Origin of the sequence: Larkinella arboricola (genome assembly GCF_003259745.1) — a bacterium.
Taxonomy (GTDB): domain Bacteria; phylum Bacteroidota; class Bacteroidia; order Cytophagales; family Spirosomataceae; genus Larkinella; species Larkinella arboricola.
In genome coordinates this window covers 873,436-891,859 of sequence record NZ_QLMC01000002.1, presented here as the reverse complement: position 1 = coordinate 891,859, position 18,424 = coordinate 873,436, and the positions used below count along the sequence as shown (strand labels likewise).

Annotated in this window: 16 protein-coding genes and 2 tRNA genes; 7 read left to right on the top strand and 11 right to left on the bottom strand. The window is 53.0% G+C overall.

All coding sequences use genetic code 11. The features are described from left to right. Positions 1-41: 41 nt before the first annotated feature. The 7 genes from LX87_RS10830 to LX87_RS10800 all read right to left on the bottom strand — a co-directional run bounded on the left by LX87_RS10830 (position 42) and on the right by LX87_RS10800 (position 7,655). Entirely contained in the window at positions 42-1,385 is a 1,344-nt protein-coding gene (locus tag LX87_RS10830) for an ABC1 kinase family protein (RefSeq protein ID WP_111628208.1), read from the bottom strand. An 85-nt stretch (positions 1,386-1,470) separates the two neighbouring features. Continuing rightward, positions 1,471-2,139: a TetR family transcriptional regulator C-terminal domain-containing protein gene (locus LX87_RS10825; protein WP_111628207.1), complete on the bottom strand. Its 669-nt coding sequence runs from the start codon at positions 2,137-2,139 to the stop codon at positions 1,471-1,473. A 31-nt stretch (positions 2,140-2,170) separates the two neighbouring features. Further along, positions 2,171-2,662: a YajQ family cyclic di-GMP-binding protein gene (locus LX87_RS10820; protein WP_111628206.1), complete on the bottom strand. Its 492-nt coding sequence runs from the start codon at positions 2,660-2,662 to the stop codon at positions 2,171-2,173. Between the two features lie 80 nt (positions 2,663-2,742). Next, on the bottom strand, positions 2,743-4,836 hold the full coding sequence (locus LX87_RS10815; protein ID WP_111628205.1) for a ComEC/Rec2 family competence protein: 2,094 nt from the start codon (positions 4,834-4,836) through the stop codon (positions 2,743-2,745). Beyond that, the gene (locus LX87_RS10810; protein WP_111628204.1) at positions 4,836-5,285 is read right to left on the bottom strand and encodes a GNAT family N-acetyltransferase; all 450 of its coding nucleotides are present in this window, start codon (positions 5,283-5,285) and stop codon (positions 4,836-4,838) included. The genes LX87_RS10815 and LX87_RS10810 overlap by 1 nt, the downstream gene beginning before the upstream one ends. Before the next feature lie 113 nt (positions 5,286-5,398). Next, a complete protein-coding gene (locus tag LX87_RS10805) occupies positions 5,399-6,727 on the bottom strand; it encodes a M43 family zinc metalloprotease (RefSeq protein WP_111628203.1) in 1,329 nt (442 codons plus the stop codon). Further along, a complete protein-coding gene (locus LX87_RS10800; protein ID WP_111628366.1) occupies positions 6,708-7,655 on the bottom strand; it encodes a PhoH family protein in 948 nt (315 codons plus the stop codon). The genes LX87_RS10805 and LX87_RS10800 overlap by 20 nt, the downstream gene beginning before the upstream one ends. Positions 7,656-8,027: 372 nt before the next feature. On the opposite strand from LX87_RS10800, the gene dnaB reads away from it, so the two are divergent. Further along, positions 8,028-9,674: a replicative DNA helicase gene (dnaB, locus tag LX87_RS10795; protein ID WP_111628202.1), complete on the top strand. Its 1,647-nt coding sequence runs from the start codon at positions 8,028-8,030 to the stop codon at positions 9,672-9,674. 78 nt (positions 9,675-9,752) lie between these two features. On the opposite strand, the gene rlmD is transcribed toward dnaB, so the two are convergent. Then, the gene (gene rlmD, locus LX87_RS10790; RefSeq protein WP_111628201.1) at positions 9,753-11,198 is read right to left on the bottom strand and encodes a 23S rRNA (uracil(1939)-C(5))-methyltransferase RlmD; all 1,446 of its coding nucleotides are present in this window, start codon (positions 11,196-11,198) and stop codon (positions 9,753-9,755) included. Between the two features lie 68 nt (positions 11,199-11,266). Here rlmD and LX87_RS10785 point away from each other — a divergent pair, with 68 nt between their 5' ends. Then, entirely contained in the window at positions 11,267-13,516 is a 2,250-nt protein-coding gene (locus LX87_RS10785; RefSeq protein WP_111628200.1) for a T9SS type B sorting domain-containing protein, read from the top strand. Between the two features lie 127 nt (positions 13,517-13,643). On the opposite strand, the gene LX87_RS10780 is transcribed toward LX87_RS10785, so the two are convergent. After that, positions 13,644-14,111 carry a CHRD domain-containing protein gene (locus tag LX87_RS10780; protein ID WP_111628199.1) on the bottom strand — a complete coding sequence of 156 codons (468 nt, stop codon included), beginning with the start codon at positions 14,109-14,111 and terminating at the stop codon, positions 13,644-13,646. Between the two features lie 179 nt (positions 14,112-14,290). Here LX87_RS10780 and LX87_RS10775 point away from each other — a divergent pair, with 179 nt between their 5' ends. Next, the gene (locus tag LX87_RS10775; RefSeq protein ID WP_111628198.1) at positions 14,291-15,100 is read left to right on the top strand and encodes an SDR family oxidoreductase; all 810 of its coding nucleotides are present in this window, start codon (positions 14,291-14,293) and stop codon (positions 15,098-15,100) included. Positions 15,101-15,204: 104 nt separating this feature from the next. Here the strand turns inward: LX87_RS10775 and LX87_RS10770 are convergent, their stop codons facing one another. Then, the gene (locus LX87_RS10770; RefSeq protein WP_229310616.1) at positions 15,205-15,918 is read right to left on the bottom strand and encodes an SH3 domain-containing protein; all 714 of its coding nucleotides are present in this window, start codon (positions 15,916-15,918) and stop codon (positions 15,205-15,207) included. 137 nt (positions 15,919-16,055) lie between these two features. Here LX87_RS10770 and LX87_RS10765 point away from each other — a divergent pair. The 3 genes from LX87_RS10765 to LX87_RS10755 all read left to right on the top strand — a co-directional run bounded on the left by LX87_RS10765 (position 16,056) and on the right by LX87_RS10755 (position 17,002). After that, positions 16,056-16,128, top strand: a tRNA-Lys gene (locus tag LX87_RS10765). A gap of 75 nt (positions 16,129-16,203) precedes the next feature. After that, positions 16,204-16,276: transfer RNA gene (locus LX87_RS10760), tRNA-Lys, on the top strand. Positions 16,277-16,459: 183 nt separating this feature from the next. Then, positions 16,460-17,002, top strand: coding sequence for a DUF4136 domain-containing protein (locus tag LX87_RS10755; protein WP_111628197.1), 543 nt, complete (start codon positions 16,460-16,462; stop codon positions 17,000-17,002). A gap of 49 nt (positions 17,003-17,051) precedes the next feature. Here the strand turns inward: LX87_RS10755 and LX87_RS10750 are convergent, their stop codons facing one another. Continuing rightward, the gene (locus tag LX87_RS10750) at positions 17,052-17,447 is read right to left on the bottom strand and encodes a DUF3127 domain-containing protein (RefSeq protein ID WP_111628196.1); all 396 of its coding nucleotides are present in this window, start codon (positions 17,445-17,447) and stop codon (positions 17,052-17,054) included. A gap of 137 nt (positions 17,448-17,584) precedes the next feature. On the opposite strand from LX87_RS10750, the gene elbB reads away from it, so the two are divergent. Beyond that, a complete protein-coding gene (elbB, locus tag LX87_RS10745) occupies positions 17,585-18,274 on the top strand; it encodes an isoprenoid biosynthesis glyoxalase ElbB (protein WP_111628195.1) in 690 nt (229 codons plus the stop codon). Positions 18,275-18,424: the final 150 nt, after the last annotated feature.

Genomic DNA, 18,424 nt, shown 5'->3' with positions numbered 1-18,424 from the left:
AAGTTCAAAGGTAAACGAAAATACCGCATGATCCGCTTCATCTAGCCCGCGTTTTGCATTTCAAGCCGCAGTCTCCTGGAAATCAACCAGTCCGGCTTGTGCGTTACAACCTTGGCCTTCAGTTCGTTAAGCATCGAATACAGGCCAAAATACGTCCGGTTGATATATAAACCGTGCTGCGACCCCCGGGCCACTTTCGAGTTTTTCAACTCCTCGACGTTGGCCAGGTCCTCGGCAAAAGCGTAAACCGTGTCGAAATAGGTATTATCGCCAAAATCAAAGGTCTGCGTAGCGAACGGTTTGCCCAGCAGAACAATCATTTTCTTGAACAGATCGGCAAAAAACGCCTGCTCTTTGGGCGAATCCTCGGGCACAATAAACTCCAGATTCCGGAAAATTTCCATCGTGGCCCGGTCATCGTCGAGCGTGTCGAAATTAATCAGCCGAAAATAATTATCGTAGAAAAAATCCGGAATCACCTTCACACAGCCGAAATCGATCACGCCCAGGGTGCCGTCGGGGCGCATCAGGAAATTACCCGGGTGCGGGTCGGCATGAACCTGCCGCAGGTCGTGAATCTGGTAATTATAAAAGTCCCACAACGCCTGCCCGATGCGGTCACGAATTTCGGGCGACGGATTGGTTTTCAGAAAATCTTTCAGGTGAAAACCGTCCAGCCAGTCCATCGTCAGAATGCGTTTGCTCGATAGATCGGGGTAATACGTCGGAAAAACCAGGTTAGGAATCGACGCACACTGCTCCGAAATATACATCGAACGGGTTAGCTCCAGTTCATAGTCGGTTTCTTCCAGCAGCTTCGACTCGACCTCACCCATGTAGCGGTTGATGTCCTTTTCGTTCAGGTTCAGCAGCCGGATCGCCAGCGGTTTGGCAATCCGCAAATCTGAACTCACGCTGTCGGCCACGCCCGGATACTGCACCTTGACTGCCAGTTTTTTGCCGTCTTTCCAGGCCTGATGCACCTGCCCGATCGAAGCCGCGTTGACGGCGTTCATGTCGAACTGGTCGTAAATCTGCTGGGGTGTTTTACCGAAATACGTACGAAACAGCTTGACCACCAGCGGCCCCGACAGCGGGGGGGCCGAATACTGCGACATGGCAAACTGATCGATGTAAGCGCGTGGCAGAATACTCCGATCCATGCTCAGCATCTGGGCCATTTTCAGGGCGCTACCTTTCAGTTCGCTCAGGGCCTTGTAAATATCCGTTGCATTATCCTGGTGCAGTTCCTCCTTGGTTAATTCAGGGTCGAGCAATTTTTTGCCGTAATGCTTCAGGTAATTTCCGCCCACCTTCACCCCTGCTTTGACAAACTGACTGGCCCGGGCCACCTTGCTGGTCGGAATATGATTTTGCGTCTTCATCTCTAAAGTGATGAATAATGAGTTACAAACGATGCCTGAAAGCGGACAAACCGCCGTCCTTCATCGTTGCGGCTTCATCATTCCGTTACCGATTGTGATAAATAAATTTGGCCAGATCAAACAGGGAATCCAGCGGGGAGCGGCCAATCAGATCAAAAGCCGTGTTGACCGATTTTTCGATTGCCGTGTCGGTTTTCTCAAAGTTTTTGCTGACGTCGTTCACCCAGAACTGGAGAATAAACAGGGTTTGCGCCCACAACCCGTCGGCGTACCGGTCGGCCAGAAAAGGCCGCGGTTCAACTTCCTTGCTTTCCCGCCCTTCGGCCAGCAGGTCGCGAACGTACTCGTAATAGGCTTCTTTAAACGGTTGCAAAATCCGGGGCGACTGCCGGTTCATCCGCACCTTCGCCACGGGCGACACCGTAGCCATCCCCTCCCGAATCCGGTTGTAACTAAACACCGCAACACTGCGCTGGGCCTTGAGCACTTCAATCCAGGTGTAGTAAAAAGCGAGCAGCTTTTCGCGCACGGAATAAGTCTGGTAAACCGGATCGGCTTCCAGGGTGTCGAGCGCCTGTTTGAAAAAGCCCAGCCAGATGTCGGCTTCAATGGATTCGAAAGACGTGTATTCCTGGTAAAATTCGGCTTCCGAAAGCTTCAGTTTTTTCGCTAACTGAAAAATACTGGGTGGTGGGGTTCCGTTTTCCAGCACAAAATCGGTGTAGGCTTTACGGATTTTTTCCTGTTTGTCCATACCTGAAAAACGTAGGGTTCAGCAAAAAAGTTTAGCTTTTCATGTTTACAAACTGCAAAGAAATGTCCAGTTCGGCCCGGCGCAGCATGGCAATAACGGCCTGCAAATCATCGATTTTTTTGCTCGTCACCCGGACCTGGTCATCCATGGCCTGTGCCGTTATTTTAGGAAAGCTGTCTTTGATCAGTTTCAGAATCTTGCGCTGCTGGTCCTTGTCGAGTCCCTGCCGGACTTTCAGATCCCGGCGCAACCGGTTTCCCGACGGCTGGGGTTCGGCCGAAAAGTCCAGACTCCGCCCATCGACGCCCTGTTTGACCATCCGGGCCAGCAGAATATCCTCCACCGACTTGAGACTCATGTCGTTATCGGTTTCAATCCGGATGTTCAGGTCTTTTTTGTTCAGGTCAACGCTGGTTTTGCTGTTCCGCAAATCATACCGGTTCGCAATTTCCTTAACCGCTACATTGATGGCGTTGTCCAGGGTTTGCATATCTACTTTGCTGACAATATCGAAAGAAGCCATGACGTGTTTGTTGTAATTTCTGGAAATGTCGCAAATGTAAACGCATTTCCAGAACCAACAAGCAACGGCTCCCCGCCGAATCAGAATTTGAAGACATAGGCTCCCTGCTGCCGGACAGAATGGCACGGGATGCCCCGGTGCCGGGCTTCGGTCAGTAACCGATCCGTCAGCGGAGTTTTGCTCGAATCGTCAAAAATAATGTGCCGGGCGGCCACGCGTCCTTTCAGATCGTTCCACGACTGCACGGCATTGCGGCTGATGATGGCAAAATCCACCACGGCCGGTAAACGCCAGCCCTCTTTTTTCGGAATGCGATGAACCAGCAGAATGCTTTTCCCCTGCCACGATACCAACGACACGGCTTTATTCTGATAAAACGGCAGTTGCCTCGGCGTACGGTCGGGCTGCGCATAGGTGATCCGGCTCACGCCCAGACTATCCCAGGTGTTGCGGACGTAAAAGGTCACTTCCCGGCTGGTGTCATTGCGTGCTTCCGGGGTCAGAAACACCGCCGAAGTTCCTTCCACAAAACTGATGGCCGATGTATGCGGGACAAAATGCACGATCAGTAACCGCTGTTTTTTTCGTAAAATCGTGGTCCAGCCCACCGATGCCGTTAACAGCAGCGCACTGACCACCATCACCCACCCGTACCGCTTTTCGCGCCGGACCAGCCAAATAATCCCAAAAAGAATAAGCGCATAGAGCAACAGCAGTTCCCAGGGCGTGGCTGTAAGTGGTTTCAGGATGGAGAAAGGCAGTTTTTCCGTCCATAAAATAGCTTGATTCAGCAGCCACATCGCCCCGAACAATACCTTCCCTACGGCCAAACCAACGTACGGTATCCAGCCCACCACCAGCAGGCCCATCGCCAGAATCAGCACCAGCGAAGAAAGGGGAATCACCACCGGATTGGCCAGCCAGAAGTAGGTCGGGAACTGGTGAAAGTAAAACAACCCCAGCGGAAAAGTCAGCAGCTGGGCGACCAGCGCCACGGCGGTGAGCTGCCAGAGCCAGTCGGCCCAGCGGTACCGAAATGTAATGCTCTGATACAGACTGCGGTGCCACAGCAGTAAGCCGCCAACAGCCAGGTAAGAAAGCTGAAAACCGGCGGTGGTCAGGGCGTAAGGGTCCATCAGCAGGATCAGAAACGCCGAAGCCGCCAGCGTATTGAGCGGGTTGTTAGACCGTCCGATGGTTTGTCCGATCAGCAGCAGCGAAAACATAAAAGCCGACCCCAGCACCGGCGCCGAAAACCCCGTCATCAGCGCATAAAACCAGAGCAGCCCAAGCATGAGGGCGGCAAACAGAAACTTTCCGTGCCGGTTTCGTTTCAGAAAAGCCAGCACGAAACTCAGAGCCGCAAACAAAACGCCCACGTGTAGCCCCGAAACCGAGAGAACATGCACGGCTCCCGCGGCCGAATACGCCTGTTGCAAATCCGGATCAATACCGTCGCGGACGCCCAGAATCATGGCCTTGACAATGGCAAATTCGGGACCGTGGCCCAGATGACCCGTAAAAACACTGTCGGCCCATTCGTTGATACCGTAGGCCAGGGCCGTCAGCCGGTTTTCAGGTTGATACCCCATGACGATGCGGTCCGTTGGCTGCAAGTACTGCTGGTGGTAAATGCCCCGATTGGCCAGGTGTCGTTTGTAATTGAATTCGCCGGGGTTCAGGGGTGGATCAATGGTGCGGGGAGCGCCCCGAACAAGCCAGATGTCGCCGTAACGCGGCTTTTTCGAAACGGTTTTAGCGATATACACAATCAGCCGACCGCTCGCCGGTTGCCAGGTGCTGTCGGTCAGCACGGTTTTCAGATCCAGTTCGAGCCGAAAAGTTTTGGCACGGTTTTCGGCCTGCGAACCCACCACGGCCCGGTAAGCGCGAATCGGCTTTTGAAGGTGAATAAGGTTATTCGTATGGGTTGAAGCCGTATGCAACGCGGTCACCAGCCAGCCCAGACAACCCAGCGCCAGCAATCCGCTCACCCCTTTTACAAGTCCGATTGCTGGTAACTTTAGCCAGAATGCGGCAAAAAATACTGTTGCATCGACAAGCAAATATAGAAGTATAAGTTTATCAATTCCCGGAAAAAAAAGATAGGCGATGATTCCGCCCATCAGGGCTATTCCGTAGCGAACAAACGGGAAAGCGTTCCAGCGAAGCATCAGGCAGGAAAAGAAGAAGGCGGCAAAACCATCTTGTAGTGCTGAATACCGCACTCATCAAACATCGGCCCAACGGCTTTAAAACCAAATTTGGCGTACAACGGCATGGCTGTAACCTGCGAATTCAGGTAGATGGATTCGATGGGTTCGGGCTGCTGACTGAACACATCGTCCAGCACGGCCTGCACCAGCGCCTGCCCTACTCCCTTTCCGCGAAACGGGGTCAGCACGGCAAACCGTTCCAGCTTGATCCCGTTCGAGGTTTTGCGCCACCGGGCGGTTCCGCAGGGGGTTCCGTCGCACAGGGCCATAAAATGGCGGCTAACCGGCTCGAATTCATCGTACTCATCTTCCGCTGGCACATTTTGCTCCTTGACAAACACTTCTTCCCGGATGGCAAAGATGTGCTTCATTTCAGCCGGGCTGGTTATCTGAATAACTTCAATCATACGGCAGGAATATTCGATTTTACTCTGTTCAGTTTACCGTTTCACATACGTTAACGCACATTCCCGTTTTTACCGGCAACCGCCTACCGAAAACAGTAAACTAAAACTATCTATTAATGAATCAGCAACCGTTGGGAAGCGGTTTCTTTATCGGTACGCACTTTCACAAAATAAATACCCCGGTTCAGCGTCTCCACCGGAAGCGTAATAGAGGAACTCGGATACTCGGTGTACTTCTGGGAGCGGATGATTCGTCCGGACGCATCCACCAAATCAACCTGAAACGATTGAAAACCGGTAAAAAGAACTTCGAGCGTTGATGACTTATCGGTCGGATTCGGAAATACGTTAACCGTTAGTTTTTCCGTTTGCGGCAGCGGATCGGTCGATTTTACCAACCGCTGACGCCGGGGACTGGCTTCAATCACGGCCCGCATCCGGGCTTTCTGATCCAGCGTGAACAGGTTCATGCAGGCGTCGGGCGTATAATCCAGGTAATTTTCGATCAGGTTGCGGGTTCGGGTCCCGTTGCAATTTGAGAACTTGTCCACACACTCGGTGGTCTGGTTGGCGCCCTCGGTCGGTGGCGTATCGTTGCAGTAATCATTCCCGCAATAATCATCCCCCCACGTGTGCAGCAATCCCAGCCAGTGGCCCACTTCGTGGGTGGTCGTCCGGCCATATCGGTAAATTGAACTGGTTACCGCGCCGATGTCACTGCCAAAGTACCGGTAATCAATGATCACACCGTCCGTCAGTTCGTTTTCCGTAGGATTTAAACCGGGAATATTTTCCGCTTCCGGAAACTGCGAATACCCCAGGTAATCATTCCGCAGCGAGGTCACCCAGATGTTCAGGTATTTATCGCTGGGCCAGTAGGCAATCTGCGAAAGCGCCACATCGTCTCCGCTGGTGCCATCGTAAACGTTAAACGTGCTTTTTTCCGAATAATGCCGGGTAATACCGTTGGTCTGGAAACCGTCGGGATCTACCCGGGCCAGAAAAAATTCGATTCCGGTATCGGCTCCAATCGGGTTGGTATTAAACCCCCGTGTTTTGGGCAACCGGCGGTAATCTTCGTTTAAAACCTGAATCTGGGAAGCAATCTGCTCATCGGAAATATTGGGGTTATTGGCCCCGCCGATAAATCCGGACGAGTTATTATGCACCACGTGTACCACCACCGGGATGCGGTAAATAACCTCACCGACCCGGGCCGTCTGGGCTTCCTTTTTCTGACGGCTGATGACCTCCTGAATCTGTTCGTTGAGTTTCTGACGCCGGGCCAGGCGTTGCGGATCGCGCTGTTGCAGAATGATTTCCCGCTGGTCGATCCCACAACGCTGGGGAAGTCCGGGCGTTTGCGCCCGGACTTCCCCCAGCCCTAAACTAAGCCAAAGCCCCACTGCCGCGAGCAGCGGTTTATTTTTCAGCCCGTTCATACGCTGTGATGATTTCTTTAACCAACCGGTGACGTACTACATCGCTGCCGTCGAGTTCAACGCACGCAATGCCTTTTATATCTCTCAGAAGATCAACGGCTTCAATCAAACCCGAACGCTGGTTTTTAGGCAAGTCGATCTGCGAACGGTCGCCTGTAATGATGGCTTGCGAGTTGGGGCCCATCCGCGTCAGAAACATTTTCATCTGCATCGGGGTCGTGTTCTGTGCTTCGTCCAGCAGAATAAAGGCATTGTTCAGCGTCCGACCGCGCATATACGCCAGCGGAGCAATTTCAATGGTCCGGTTTTCGATGTAGGTTTTCAGTTTTTCGGCCGGAATCATATCGTCCAGGGCGTCGTAAATGGGCCGCAGGTACGGGTCGATTTTCTCTTTCAGGTCGCCGGGTAAAAACCCTAGATTTTCGCCGGCTTCGACGGCCGGACGGGTTATAATAATTTTCTTAACTTCCTTGTTTTTGAGAGCCCGCACGGCAATGGCCACCGCCGTATAGGTTTTACCCGTTCCGGCCGGTCCAATGGCAAACACCAGATCAAACTTTTCGGACGCATCCACCAACTTTTGCTGATTGGCCGTTTTGGCCCGCACAATCACGCCTTTGGTGCCATACACCAGCACGTTGTCGTCCGGTTGCACAACCGCAGTCGCATCGCGTTCCGTATTCTTCAGAAAGCTTTTTACGTTTTCGTGCGTGAGTTTACCGTACCGCTGGTAGTGCTCGATGAGCGAATCCAGAATGTCAGTGATGCGGGTGATTTCCGGAGTCGTTCCTTTAATGCGGATTTCGTTGCCGCGGGAAATAATCCTGCTCATCGGAAAGGCGGCCGCGACTTCTTTAATATTGTTGTTTTCAACGCCCAAAAAGTCGATGAGCGATACGTTGTCAAGCGTTATTACTTTTTCTACCAAATCTTCGTGCATATTTTCAGGGTGAACAATCGAATTCCCTTCTAAATTTAGAGGTTCGTCCGTACTAAACAACAAAAATTATCAATAATTATCTCCCAAATATCTCAAATTTGTGCAAACACTTCATGGTTAATCACTTGCACTCTTTTCTGCCTTTCGAACAAAATACCACAGCGTAAAACAGACCTCTGGCTGACTGACTTTAACCGTAAGCTAAAACGACCATTTTTTTTTAATTTTTTTTCAGACGGGCCGTTAAGAATATGTACTTTAGAGCCAATAACTTACTATTCCAGTTGCCCGCCACACACCATTTCAGGACCGATCAGTTGCCTTTTCATTCTTCCAAGGATTGGCTATACTTGCAGTGCAATGGAGAACGAACGTCCTACCAACTCTAATTTCCGGAAGACCCCGTACATGGGCAATCGGCGCAGTATGTCCGATGGTGTAAACCACATGCTCACCCCCACGGGTCTGGGAAAATTGCCCCCGCAGGCCGTCGATCTGGAAGAGGCCGTACTGGGTGCCCTGATGATTGAGAAAGATGCTCTTTCCGCCGTTATCGACATCCTCAAGCCGGAAAGTTTTTACAAAGAAGCCAATCAACGAATTTATAACGCCATCGTCACCCTGTTTGGTAATGCCGAACCGGTTGATATGCTGACGGTTACGCAGCAGCTACGAAAAAATGGCGAAATTGAGATTGTCGGCGGTGGTGGCTACATTACCGACCTGACTACCCGGGTTACCTCCGCGGCCAACATTGAGTACCACGCCCGCGTTATTGCGGAAGCCTCCATCAAACGGGCGCTCATTACGGTAGCCAACGAGATTCAGCGGGATGCCTACGAAGACACCACCGACGTCTTTAACCTGCTCGACCGGATTGAACAGTCGATGTTCCGGATTTCGGAATCCAACATCCGGAAAAACTACGCCGACATGGGGACCATCATGCGGCAGGCGCTCGACGAACTGGAGCAGAAAAAGAATATGAAAGACGGCCTGACGGGCGTACCGTCCGGCTTCAGCGCCCTCGACCGGCTAACATCCGGCTGGCAACGCTCGGAACTGATCATTCTGGCCGCCCGGCCCGGTATGGGGAAAACCGCTTTCGTCGTCAGTGCGCTCCGCAATGCCGCCGTTGATTTCGGGCAGGCGGTTGCCATCTTCTCACTCGAAATGTCGTCGGTGCAGCTGGTCAACCGGCTTATATCGGCCGAAGCCGAAATCGACAGCGAAAAAATCAAGAAAGGAAACCTGGCCCCGCACGAGTGGGCGCAGCTTCACCATAAAATCCAGCGGCTCACCGAAGCGCCCATTTTCATCGACGACACCCCCGCCCTCTCGATTCTGGAAATGCGTGCCAAATGCCGCCGGTTGAAAGCCCAGCACGATATTCAGATGGTTGTAATCGACTACCTCCAGCTGATGTCGGGCGATACGTCCGGGCGCGCGGGCGGTAACCGGGAGCAGGAAATTGCCTCCATTTCGCGGGCGATGAAAAACCTCGCCAAAGAACTCAACGTGCCGGTCATTGCCCTCTCGCAGTTGAGCCGGGCCGTAGAAACCCGGGGTGGCGACAAAAAACCGCAGCTTTCCGACCTTCGGGAATCGGGTTCTATCGAGCAGGATGCCGATATGGTTATCTTCCTGTACCGCCCTGAATACTACGGCATTACGACCGACGAAAGCGGCAATTCGGTTTCGGGCGTGGGCGAAGTAATCATTGCCAAAAACCGGAGTGGTTCGCTCGATACCGTTCAGCTTCGCTTCGTGGGTAAATACACCAAGTTTGCCGACCTGGATTCGTTCTTCATGCCGCAGCAGTCACCGGCTCCGTTCAGCGGCCCGTCAGCGGGATTTGATTCGAAAATGTCCGGCGCTCAATCCTTCGAAAACCAGGGCGGTATCGTTAAAAGCAAAGCCAACAACCTCAATTCGCCCAATCCGGGCGGGGGCGGCCTCTCCAACTTCGGCTTCGTCGATCCCAATCAACAGGAAACACCGTTTTGAGTTATGAATTAAGAATGATGAGTGAAGAGTTGGCTGGCGCATTTAACTCTTCACTCATCATTCTTAACTCCTACATTCTTAACTTCTCTTTTCCAGCTTGACGATGTTCTCTACGTGATGCGTATGCGGGAACATATCGACCGGCTGAACGGCTTTTACTTCGTATTGTTCGTCTAGAATCGCCAGATCGCGGGCCTGCGTGGCGGTGTTGCAACTCACGTACACAATGCGCTGGGGAGCCGCCTGCAACAAATTTCGGGTCACGGCTTCGTCCATTCCGGCGCGGGGCGGGTCGGTAATCACTACATCCGGTTTTCCGTATTTCTGGAACAGTTCCGGCGTCAGGATTTTACCCATATCACCCGCCAGAAATTCCGCATTCTGAATACCGTTAATCGAGGCATTGACGCGGGCGTCTTCCACCGCCGACTCCACATACTCGATACCGAGTACCTGCCGGGCCTGCCGGGCCACAAACAAAGCAATGGTGCCCGTGCCGGTATACAAATCGTAAACCCGTTCGGAACCTGTCAATCCGGCCCACTCCCGGGTGATTTTGTAAAGCTCGAACGCCTGACTGCCGTTGGTCTGGTAGAACGATTTGGGACCGACCCGGAACGTCAGCGGCTGGCCAATGCCCGCGTCCATCTGCTCCTCAATGTACGGTTTGCCCCAGTACGGTATGACTTCCTGATCCTGGTACGAATCGTTCAGCTTCTGGTTCAGAATGTAATTCAGCGACGTAATCTGCGGAAAGGTCTGTCTGAGCATCTCCATCAACCCTTTGAGTTCCTCCGGGCGGTCTTCGCCCACCTGCACGTTCACCATCACCTGCCCCGTCGAAGCCGTGCGGATAATTACCGTGCGCAGAAAACCCACGTGCGTGTTCAGGTTGTACATGGTCAGCCCGTGCTGAAAGGCGTAGTCGGCCACCGCCAGCCGGATGGCATTCGACGGATCGGGCTGGAGGAAACAATGCACAATGGGCAGAATTTTGTCGAACCGCTTGGGGATGTGAAACCCCACGGCCCGCTTGTCAACCGACGTTCCGGAGCGAATTTCCTCATCGGTGATCCAGCGGCCATCGGCGCAGGTAAATTCCAGTTTATTGCGGTAATACGTCGTCGCTCCGGACGGCAGCGTCGGCAGAACCGGCGGCAGTTGCACCTTACCGATGCGGCTCAGGTGATCAGCGGCCTGCTGGCCTTTAAAACGCAGCTGTTCGTCGTACCGGATGTGCTGCCATTTGCAGCCCCCGCAGGTTCCGAAGTGCGGGCAGAACGGCTCGGCCCGGCTGGGGCCGTAACTGTGTATTTTTTCAACAACGGCTTCCCGGTACTGCTTTTTCTGTTTGACAATCCGCAGATCGACCACATCGCCCGGCGCGGGGACCGGCCCACCCAGGCGACCTTCTACAAATATGACTCCTTCTTCCGTACGAACCAGACACTTTCCCTCGGCGGCAACGTCGTCAATGCGTACCGATTGCAACCGTTGTGTCTTCTTTTGGGTCTTTCCTGACATAATAAACTCTAATAAATTCTGTAAATTAAGCACCGTATTTTCGTTTCAACAACCCTATTCGTATTTGAATGAAACAGTTTTATCGGAAGACAGTCTGGTGGAGTTGGTTACTATGGTGTTGGTTCGGGCTGGCTTTATCGGCTTCGGCCACGCACATCGTCGGTGGAGAATTGGAATTGAAAAGACTGACCAATCAAAACCCGTATACCCACCAGATCAATCTGAATCTGTATTTTGACGACTTAAACGGCAATCCGGGTGCCGAAGATCCCACCGTTTCCATTTTTATTTACCGCAAGGGCGACAACGCTTTTATCGGAGCGCTGGACCTGCCCCTGGTTTCCTCGCAGTTCGTCAATTACACCAAACCCGAATGCGCCCTGCCCTCGCTCCGTACCCGGTTGCTGAAGTATTCCGGGCTGGTCATTTTTAATTTAAACGCCTTCAACGATTCGCGCGGGTATTACATGGTCTGGGAGCGTTGTTGCCGGAACAACTCCATCAGTAACCTCCAGAACCCCGGAAATGCCGGTTCGACCTTCTACCTGGAATTTCCGGCCCAGCGCAGCGGCAATGGCGCGGATTTCATCAACTCCTCCCCTTCGTTCCGCACCGTGCAGGGCGATTACATCTGCATTAACCAACCTTTTTCGTTTGATTTCGGAGCAACCGATGCCGACGGCGACAGCCTGGCGTACCGGCTCGTAACGCCACTGAACGGTTTTAGCACAACGAACAATCCGCGCCCGCAGGTGGCCATGCCCAGTTCGGCGTATCCGGAAGTGCGCTGGACGAGCGGCCTCAGCCAGGACCGGGCCATTCCGGGGCCCGCACCGTTGCGGGTCAACGCCCGAACCGGAATGCTGACCGTCACGGCGGGCCAGGTGGGTCTGTTTGCCTTTTGTGTGCAGGTGGAAGAATACCGTAAAAATGCGTCGGGCGGCTGGCAGCGCATTGGACTGGTCCGGCGGGATTTCCAGTTAAAAGTCATTGACTGTCAGAAAAATAACCCGCCCTCCCTGGCCATGCGCCCAACCGGTCAGGTCAATTTTTACAAGGAAGGTACGGTGTTGAAAATAAACGATAAAAACGCCAACTGCCTCGACCTGTTTATCACCGATCTGGATCCCAACCAACGGGTTAAAATGACGGTATTGGACGGACCGGCGCAGGGCATTACGTTTTCGCCCGCCGAAGTCCTGATTCGGTTTCCGGGCGATACCGTCAAAACAAAAGTCTGTTTCGATCCATGCCTGGCCGACGGAAAACAGTTGAAACTCGCGCTGCTGGCTACCGATGAAGGCTGTCCGCAGGGATTAAAAGACACCTTGACGATAACGCTGGAAATGGCCCCGGAACTAAACCGGAAACCGGACGTACTGACCACGCTGCCGGGCAACCAGACCGCCGTACAGGCCGGGAAAACGCTCCAGTTTCGGGTAAACGGTACCGATCCGGACCAGGATATGATTACGCTGACGGCCGTTGGGCGGGGCTTTACTCTGGCGCAGGTGGGCATGAGTTTTGCCGCCGTTTCGGGACAGGGTTCAGTCAGTCAGCAGTTCAACTGGACCCCACAGTGCGATCAGGTCAAAAATACGGAGTACGTGGTTGATTTCATTGTGACAGACACCCGCTGCAACCGCAACCAGCGCGATACGGTAACGGTGCGGCTCCGGGCAACACCGGAAACCAGCCGCCCGCCCACGGTGAAAACCACGCTCGGTACGCCCACGGTGGAGCTTACAATTACCCACGGCGATTCGCTGCCGGCGGCCGTACGGTTTGACGTAATTGGGGAAGACCCCGATCCGGGGGTTCTGAAACTCTCCGCCGTCGGGAATAACTTTGACTGGAAAAGCCTGGGGATGCAGTTCGAGGAGAAAACCGGTCCAAGCCCGCTGACCTCCCCGTTCGTCTGGCAACCGACCTGCCCGGTTTTGCAGGGAAAAGAAAAAGCCACCTACGAACTGGATTTTATTTCGCAGGACAGCAGTTGCCCGACGCTGTACGATACGACCCGGGTTACGTTTGTGGTGAAGGATATTCCTGTTGATTACGACATCACGATTACCAACGTCATTACGCCCAACGAAGACGGCAAAAACGACTTCTTCAGCGTTCCGAATCTGCCGTTGGATAATTGCGCCGATCAGTTCCGCCGGGTTGACATCATGAATCGCTGGGGCAAAGCGGTTTTCTCCTCTACCGACCGGAATTTTCGATGGGATGCGGGCGACTATCCGCCGGGACAGTATTATTACCTGATCAAATACACGAACCGATCTTACAAAGGCATGGTAACGGTCCTGCGGTAATGGCTAAAACCAACCAAAAAAGCTACCCAGGTCGGGTAGCTTTTTTGTTCGTGCTCATCTGGATGGTTAAGATGTCCTCGTTAGCAGGGTTGAACCGTCCGTGAAATTTCGATTGAATGGCCCCGAATTAGTCGTTATTAATCGGAGCACGCATGATGTTACCGCGAATTTCGCCAGCGGGATATTGAGCAGTTCCCAGGGTTACGTACATCCGTCCTTCGATCAGTGCGTTTTCCTGCGTCTGCGTCATGTTGGAGATCGTTCCCGAAATTGGGTTCGTCAGGGACGTAAACGTAAGAATGCTAGAACCATTGGTTCCGGGGCCGCCGGGGGCGAGGTTAATGCTTCCACTGGTGGGTGTCAACCCTGTGTAATTAACGGTATAACTCAGTGACTTAGTAACTTTATTGTACGTGCCGGTAAAGGTTCCGGTCGCCGATGAACCGTTGCTGGGAAGTACCCAATTACCGGCTAAAGCTCCCTCAAACTCAACGGTGTCTTTCTTGTCAGGAGCATCTTTAATGGGTGAGCAGGATGTAACTGCCAGGGCCGTTGCCAGAAAAGCCGTCATCAGATACGCAAATGTTCTTTTCATAAATCGTGAATGTTGAATGGTCCAGATTGCACCGCAATAATACTAACTTTGCCGTAATTCTCTACAAAATCAGACAGGCAATAGGTAGATAACTTTTTTAGCAGGCAAGTTTCTTATTAAAAGTCACAAATATTCATCCAACGGTCTTTCCCGTTCTTAGCAAAGCATTTTTGTCGTTCATGAAAGGTAAAGTAGTACTAATTACCGGAGCCTCGTCGGGCATTGGCAGGGCGCTGGCTTTTGCGTTTGGTCGCCAGCAGGCCCGCATCGTCATCTGTGCCCGGCGCGTCGAATCGCTCGAAACGGTCAGCCAGGAATTAACCCGGAGCGGGATTGAGAATGTAGGCATTCAGGCCGACGTGAGCGTGGAAGAAGACGTCCGGAAGCTCATCGACGCCACCATTGAGCGGTACGGCCGACTGGACATTCTGATCAACAACGCGGGCATTACGATGCGGTCGATGGTGCTGGATATGGAACCCGACGTGATTCGCAAAGTTATGGATATCAACTTCATGGGAACGGTCTATGCGACCCGTTACGCCCTGCCCCATATCCTGAAAACCCGGGGGTCCATTGTCGGCATTTCGTCTATTGCGGGCTACCGGGGCTTGCCGGTCCGGAGCGGGTATTCGGCCTCCAAATTTGCCATGAACGGTTTTCTGGAAGCCCTCCGCACCGAGTTGCTGAATACGGGCGTTCACGTGCTGGTGGCCTGTCCGGGCTTCACCACGTCGAACATCCGGTACTCGGCGCTCAACAGCGAGGGCCAGGTTGCGGGCGAAACCGTCCGTGACGAGACGCAAATGATGAGCGCCGAAGAATGTGCCGATCACATTTTAAAAGCCGTCAAACGCCGGAAACGCGACCTCATTCTGACGGCTCAGGGAAAACTGGTGGTTTTCCTGAATAAACTCTTCCCCGCCTTCACCGACCGCATGGTGTACAAAACGCTGGCCCGGGAAAAAGATTCGCCCCTCAGCAAGTAACACGGGTTTCAATAGCTGGATGGTTGGATGGCTACGGCCTGCTCCCCCATCGAACCATCCAGTCGTTGTTCACGCGGTTAGGTCCGCGCCCCCCCCTTCCAGCTTCAAATCTCCCAGACGGCATCCTTTCGGATGTAATACAACCCATCGTTCCAGAACACGCGGAGCCAGATATCCTGACTGCCGAGAATGTTGAGCTTGTGCCCCCGGCTGATGACGTCGGCTACGGGCGCTGCGGCTGAGGGATCGCGCCGGAGAAAAACCCGGTCGCGGTTGACAATACCGGACTGATACCCTTCCGGCAGGTTCACCAGCAGCAGCAAAGCCGTCAGATACGCCAGAACAATGATCTTATGCCGCCGACGCGATGGTTCGCGGTTGCGGTGCTTCATCCAGAAAATTCCGAAAGCATACGTGCCCAGCAGGGCCAGACCGACGGTCAGGTAAAGCCCGTACTGTTTGTAAAAAAGATAGAAATAGTTCAGGTCGTCGGTTTCGTAGCCGCGCAGATTGTTTTGGATAGCCACCTCGTGCATCTTTTTCAGGACGGCTTCGTCGGGCCGGCGGTCAAAATAAACCTGCAAATAGTAGAGCATTTTGGCGACCTCACCCTGTTTTTCCCACCCGTAAGCCAGCTTCAGCAGCATCGGATCGGTTGGTTTATAGCCATGATTCAGATGAAATTCGTAGGCACTTACAGCGGCCTCATACCGACCGGCAGCAAACAGAGAATCAGCCTGATAGAGGCTCACTGAACCCGTCCCGGCGAAGCTATTTAGCCCCCCCAGCAGAAACACCATTGAAAAAAAATATGCCAATTTTGAACCAGAACCTTGCATTTTCGTATTAGAACAGGTACTTTTGCATCGCAATTTTGGGAAGCAGCTCAAAATTACAAAAGGTAAAAGTAGAAAGGTTACGGTATCCATCATTTCTTTTCATCTTCTCCTTTTTCGATCTGGTAGCTCAGCTGGTAGAGCAATACACTTTTAATGTATGGGTCCTGGGTTCGAATCCCAGCCGGATCACAAAAGATAAAAAATAACTGTCTGGCCTTATCTTTTGTCATGCGTTCATCACGCCTGATTTTGGCCCCGACAACCGATCTGGTAGCTCAGCTGGTAGAGCAATACACTTTTAATGTATGGGTCCTGGGTTCGAATCCCAGCCGGATCACAAAAATAAACGTCAACCTGTAGCGACGTTCCCGTTTCGAAATCTTCGCTACATCGACCAAGCATCAAACCCGCTGCCTTTCCAGGAGCGGGATTTTTGTTTTCAGGGCCCCTTGCCGTACCTCCTCCAACCTTTTGCCCCCAAAACCGTTGTTGTAACGAATCATCCACGGAAGCCACCCCTATGAAAATAATTCGCTATCTGAGCCTGGTGTGCCTGCTGCTGGCAACGGGTGCGTGCAGTTCGGTCCGGGTTGTCAAAACCGAACCTGCCACGAATTTTTCGCTAACCAATTACCGGACTTTTGCCTTTTCCGACATCGAATCGGCGGGCGACCTTCCCCAGAGCGGTTTTTACCGGTCACAGATTGATGCGCTCAAAAAAGCCATTGAAACCGAACTAAAGCAGAAGGGTCTGCGCCGGGTCGATACGCAGCCGGATTTGATGATGAACATCGGAATTGCCGTCGATGAAAAAACGCAAACCCGCGAAACCAACATCCGGACCGATCCGCCCTTTTACATTGGGCAACGGCGGTATAGCTGGCGCAGTCAGGAGGTTCCGGTTGGTAAATACCGGCAGGGAACGGTCGATGTTCACTTAATTGACCCTAAGCGGAATGAAATGGTCTGGCAGGGCGTTGTGGAGGGTATTCTTCCGAAAAAACCGGAGAAACTTCAGAAGCTAATCGATGAGGGCATGGCCAAGCTCTTTGCCCGGTTATAATCCGGGCGGTTGGTTCGGCTGAACAACCGCCCGAATGGGTATTCAGTTCTTAGAACGGTAAGGCATTATCATCTTCTTCGAAGGAAGTCAGCGGCTGGCTGCTGGCCGCCGGGCGGGGGGCTGCATCCGAACGACGTGGAGCCGCCGTTGGCGCCGGCATGGCTTCGGCACCATCAGCCGGTTCAATCCGCCAGGCCCGTACATCGGTATACCAGCGGTCGTTGTATTCCCGGGATTCGACGCTGATCGCGCAGCGCAGGGTGTCGCCAGGAGCAAACTGGGCCAGATCACCGGTTTTATCACCCCAGGCCATCAGACAGACCTGCTTGGGAAACTGATCGATGGTTTCAATTACAAATTGTTGTTTGGTCCAGGTCCCGTTCTTTCCCTGCCCCGACTGTTCGGGCAGAACTTTTACCAGCTTCCCTGTTAATTCCAGTGCCATATTACGATTTTGCTTTCTATTAAATTAGTGGTCCGGCGAATCAGTTTCGCCGAAACGAAGGTTGAAATGAATCGTTGAAGTTACAACTTTTTAGCTAAATTTCCCCCAAAAATCGCCGAATTAAGATCCCCGAATCCATGAAAATTGGAGTTTTGTTACACGGTAACGGTGTGTATGACGGAACCGAAATACACGAAGCCGTCCTGACCCTGCTGGCCCTGGCGGAAGTCGGTGCCGAAACGATTTGTTTTGCTCCGGACGTCGATCAGCACCATGTCATCAATCACCTGACGGGCGAAGAAATGCCCGAAACCCGCAATGTGCTGGTCGAATCGGCCCGGATTGCCCGCGGCAACATCCGGAATCTGGCCAGCCTGACCATCGACGAACTGGATGCACTGGTAATGCCGGGTGGTTTCGGAACGGCCAAGAACATCACCAAATGGGCCTTTGAAGGTCCGCAGGGCGACATTCTGGAACCCGTTAAACAACTGATTATTGACCTGGTTGCACAGAAAAAACCAATTGTGGGCTTGTGCATGAGCCCGACCACCATCGCCAAAGCCCTGGAAGGCAGCGGTATTGCCGCCACCCTGACCGTCGGAACCGATGCCGAGGATAGTCCGTACGAAATCAGCGGTATTTCCGCCGGAATCACCTCACTGGGTCAGCAGGCCGAAATGAGAACCGTTCGGGAGATTGCGGTCGACCGTGAGCACCGGATCATCACCGCCCCCTGTTACATGATGGAAGCTTCGATTCTGGATATCCGGAACAACATCCGGGCGGCCATCGACGAACTGATGGTATTGTTGCAGGAGGAGTGATACAAGGGCAGCAGTGAGCAGCAAGAGAAGCAGGGCAACAGAACGTCGCTTTGGGGACGAATATGAGTCTTCTTGCTCTTGTCTTTGCTCACACCAACAAAAAACCGGGCGTTTCTGTTGGGAGAAACGCCCGGTTCCAGACGAATCCTA

Coding starts and splice junctions, on each gene's coding strand:
- LX87_RS10830 (WP_111628208.1), bottom strand. CDS start 1,385: ATGAAGACGCAAAATCATATTCCGACCAGCAAGGTGGCCCGGGCCAGT.
- LX87_RS10825 (WP_111628207.1), bottom strand. CDS start 2,139: ATGGACAAACAGGAAAAAATCCGTAAAGCCTACACCGATTTTGTGCTG.
- LX87_RS10820 (WP_111628206.1), bottom strand. CDS start 2,662: ATGGCTTCTTTCGATATTGTCAGCAAAGTAGATATGCAAACCCTGGAC.
- LX87_RS10815 (WP_111628205.1), bottom strand. CDS start 4,836: ATGCTTCGCTGGAACGCTTTCCCGTTTGTTCGCTACGGAATAGCCCTG.
- LX87_RS10810 (WP_111628204.1), bottom strand. CDS start 5,285: ATGATTGAAGTTATTCAGATAACCAGCCCGGCTGAAATGAAGCACATC.
- LX87_RS10805 (WP_111628203.1), bottom strand. CDS start 6,727: ATGAACGGGCTGAAAAATAAACCGCTGCTCGCGGCAGTGGGGCTTTGG.
- dnaB (WP_111628202.1), top strand. CDS start 8,028: ATGGAGAACGAACGTCCTACCAACTCTAATTTCCGGAAGACCCCGTAC.
- rlmD (WP_111628201.1), bottom strand. CDS start 11,198: ATGTCAGGAAAGACCCAAAAGAAGACACAACGGTTGCAATCGGTACGC.
- LX87_RS10785 (WP_111628200.1), top strand. CDS start 11,267: ATGAAACAGTTTTATCGGAAGACAGTCTGGTGGAGTTGGTTACTATGG.
- LX87_RS10780 (WP_111628199.1), bottom strand. CDS start 14,111: ATGAAAAGAACATTTGCGTATCTGATGACGGCTTTTCTGGCAACGGCC.
- LX87_RS10775 (WP_111628198.1), top strand. CDS start 14,291: ATGAAAGGTAAAGTAGTACTAATTACCGGAGCCTCGTCGGGCATTGGC.
- LX87_RS10755 (WP_111628197.1), top strand. CDS start 16,460: ATGAAAATAATTCGCTATCTGAGCCTGGTGTGCCTGCTGCTGGCAACG.
- LX87_RS10750 (WP_111628196.1), bottom strand. CDS start 17,447: ATGGCACTGGAATTAACAGGGAAGCTGGTAAAAGTTCTGCCCGAACAG.
- elbB (WP_111628195.1), top strand. CDS start 17,585: ATGAAAATTGGAGTTTTGTTACACGGTAACGGTGTGTATGACGGAACC.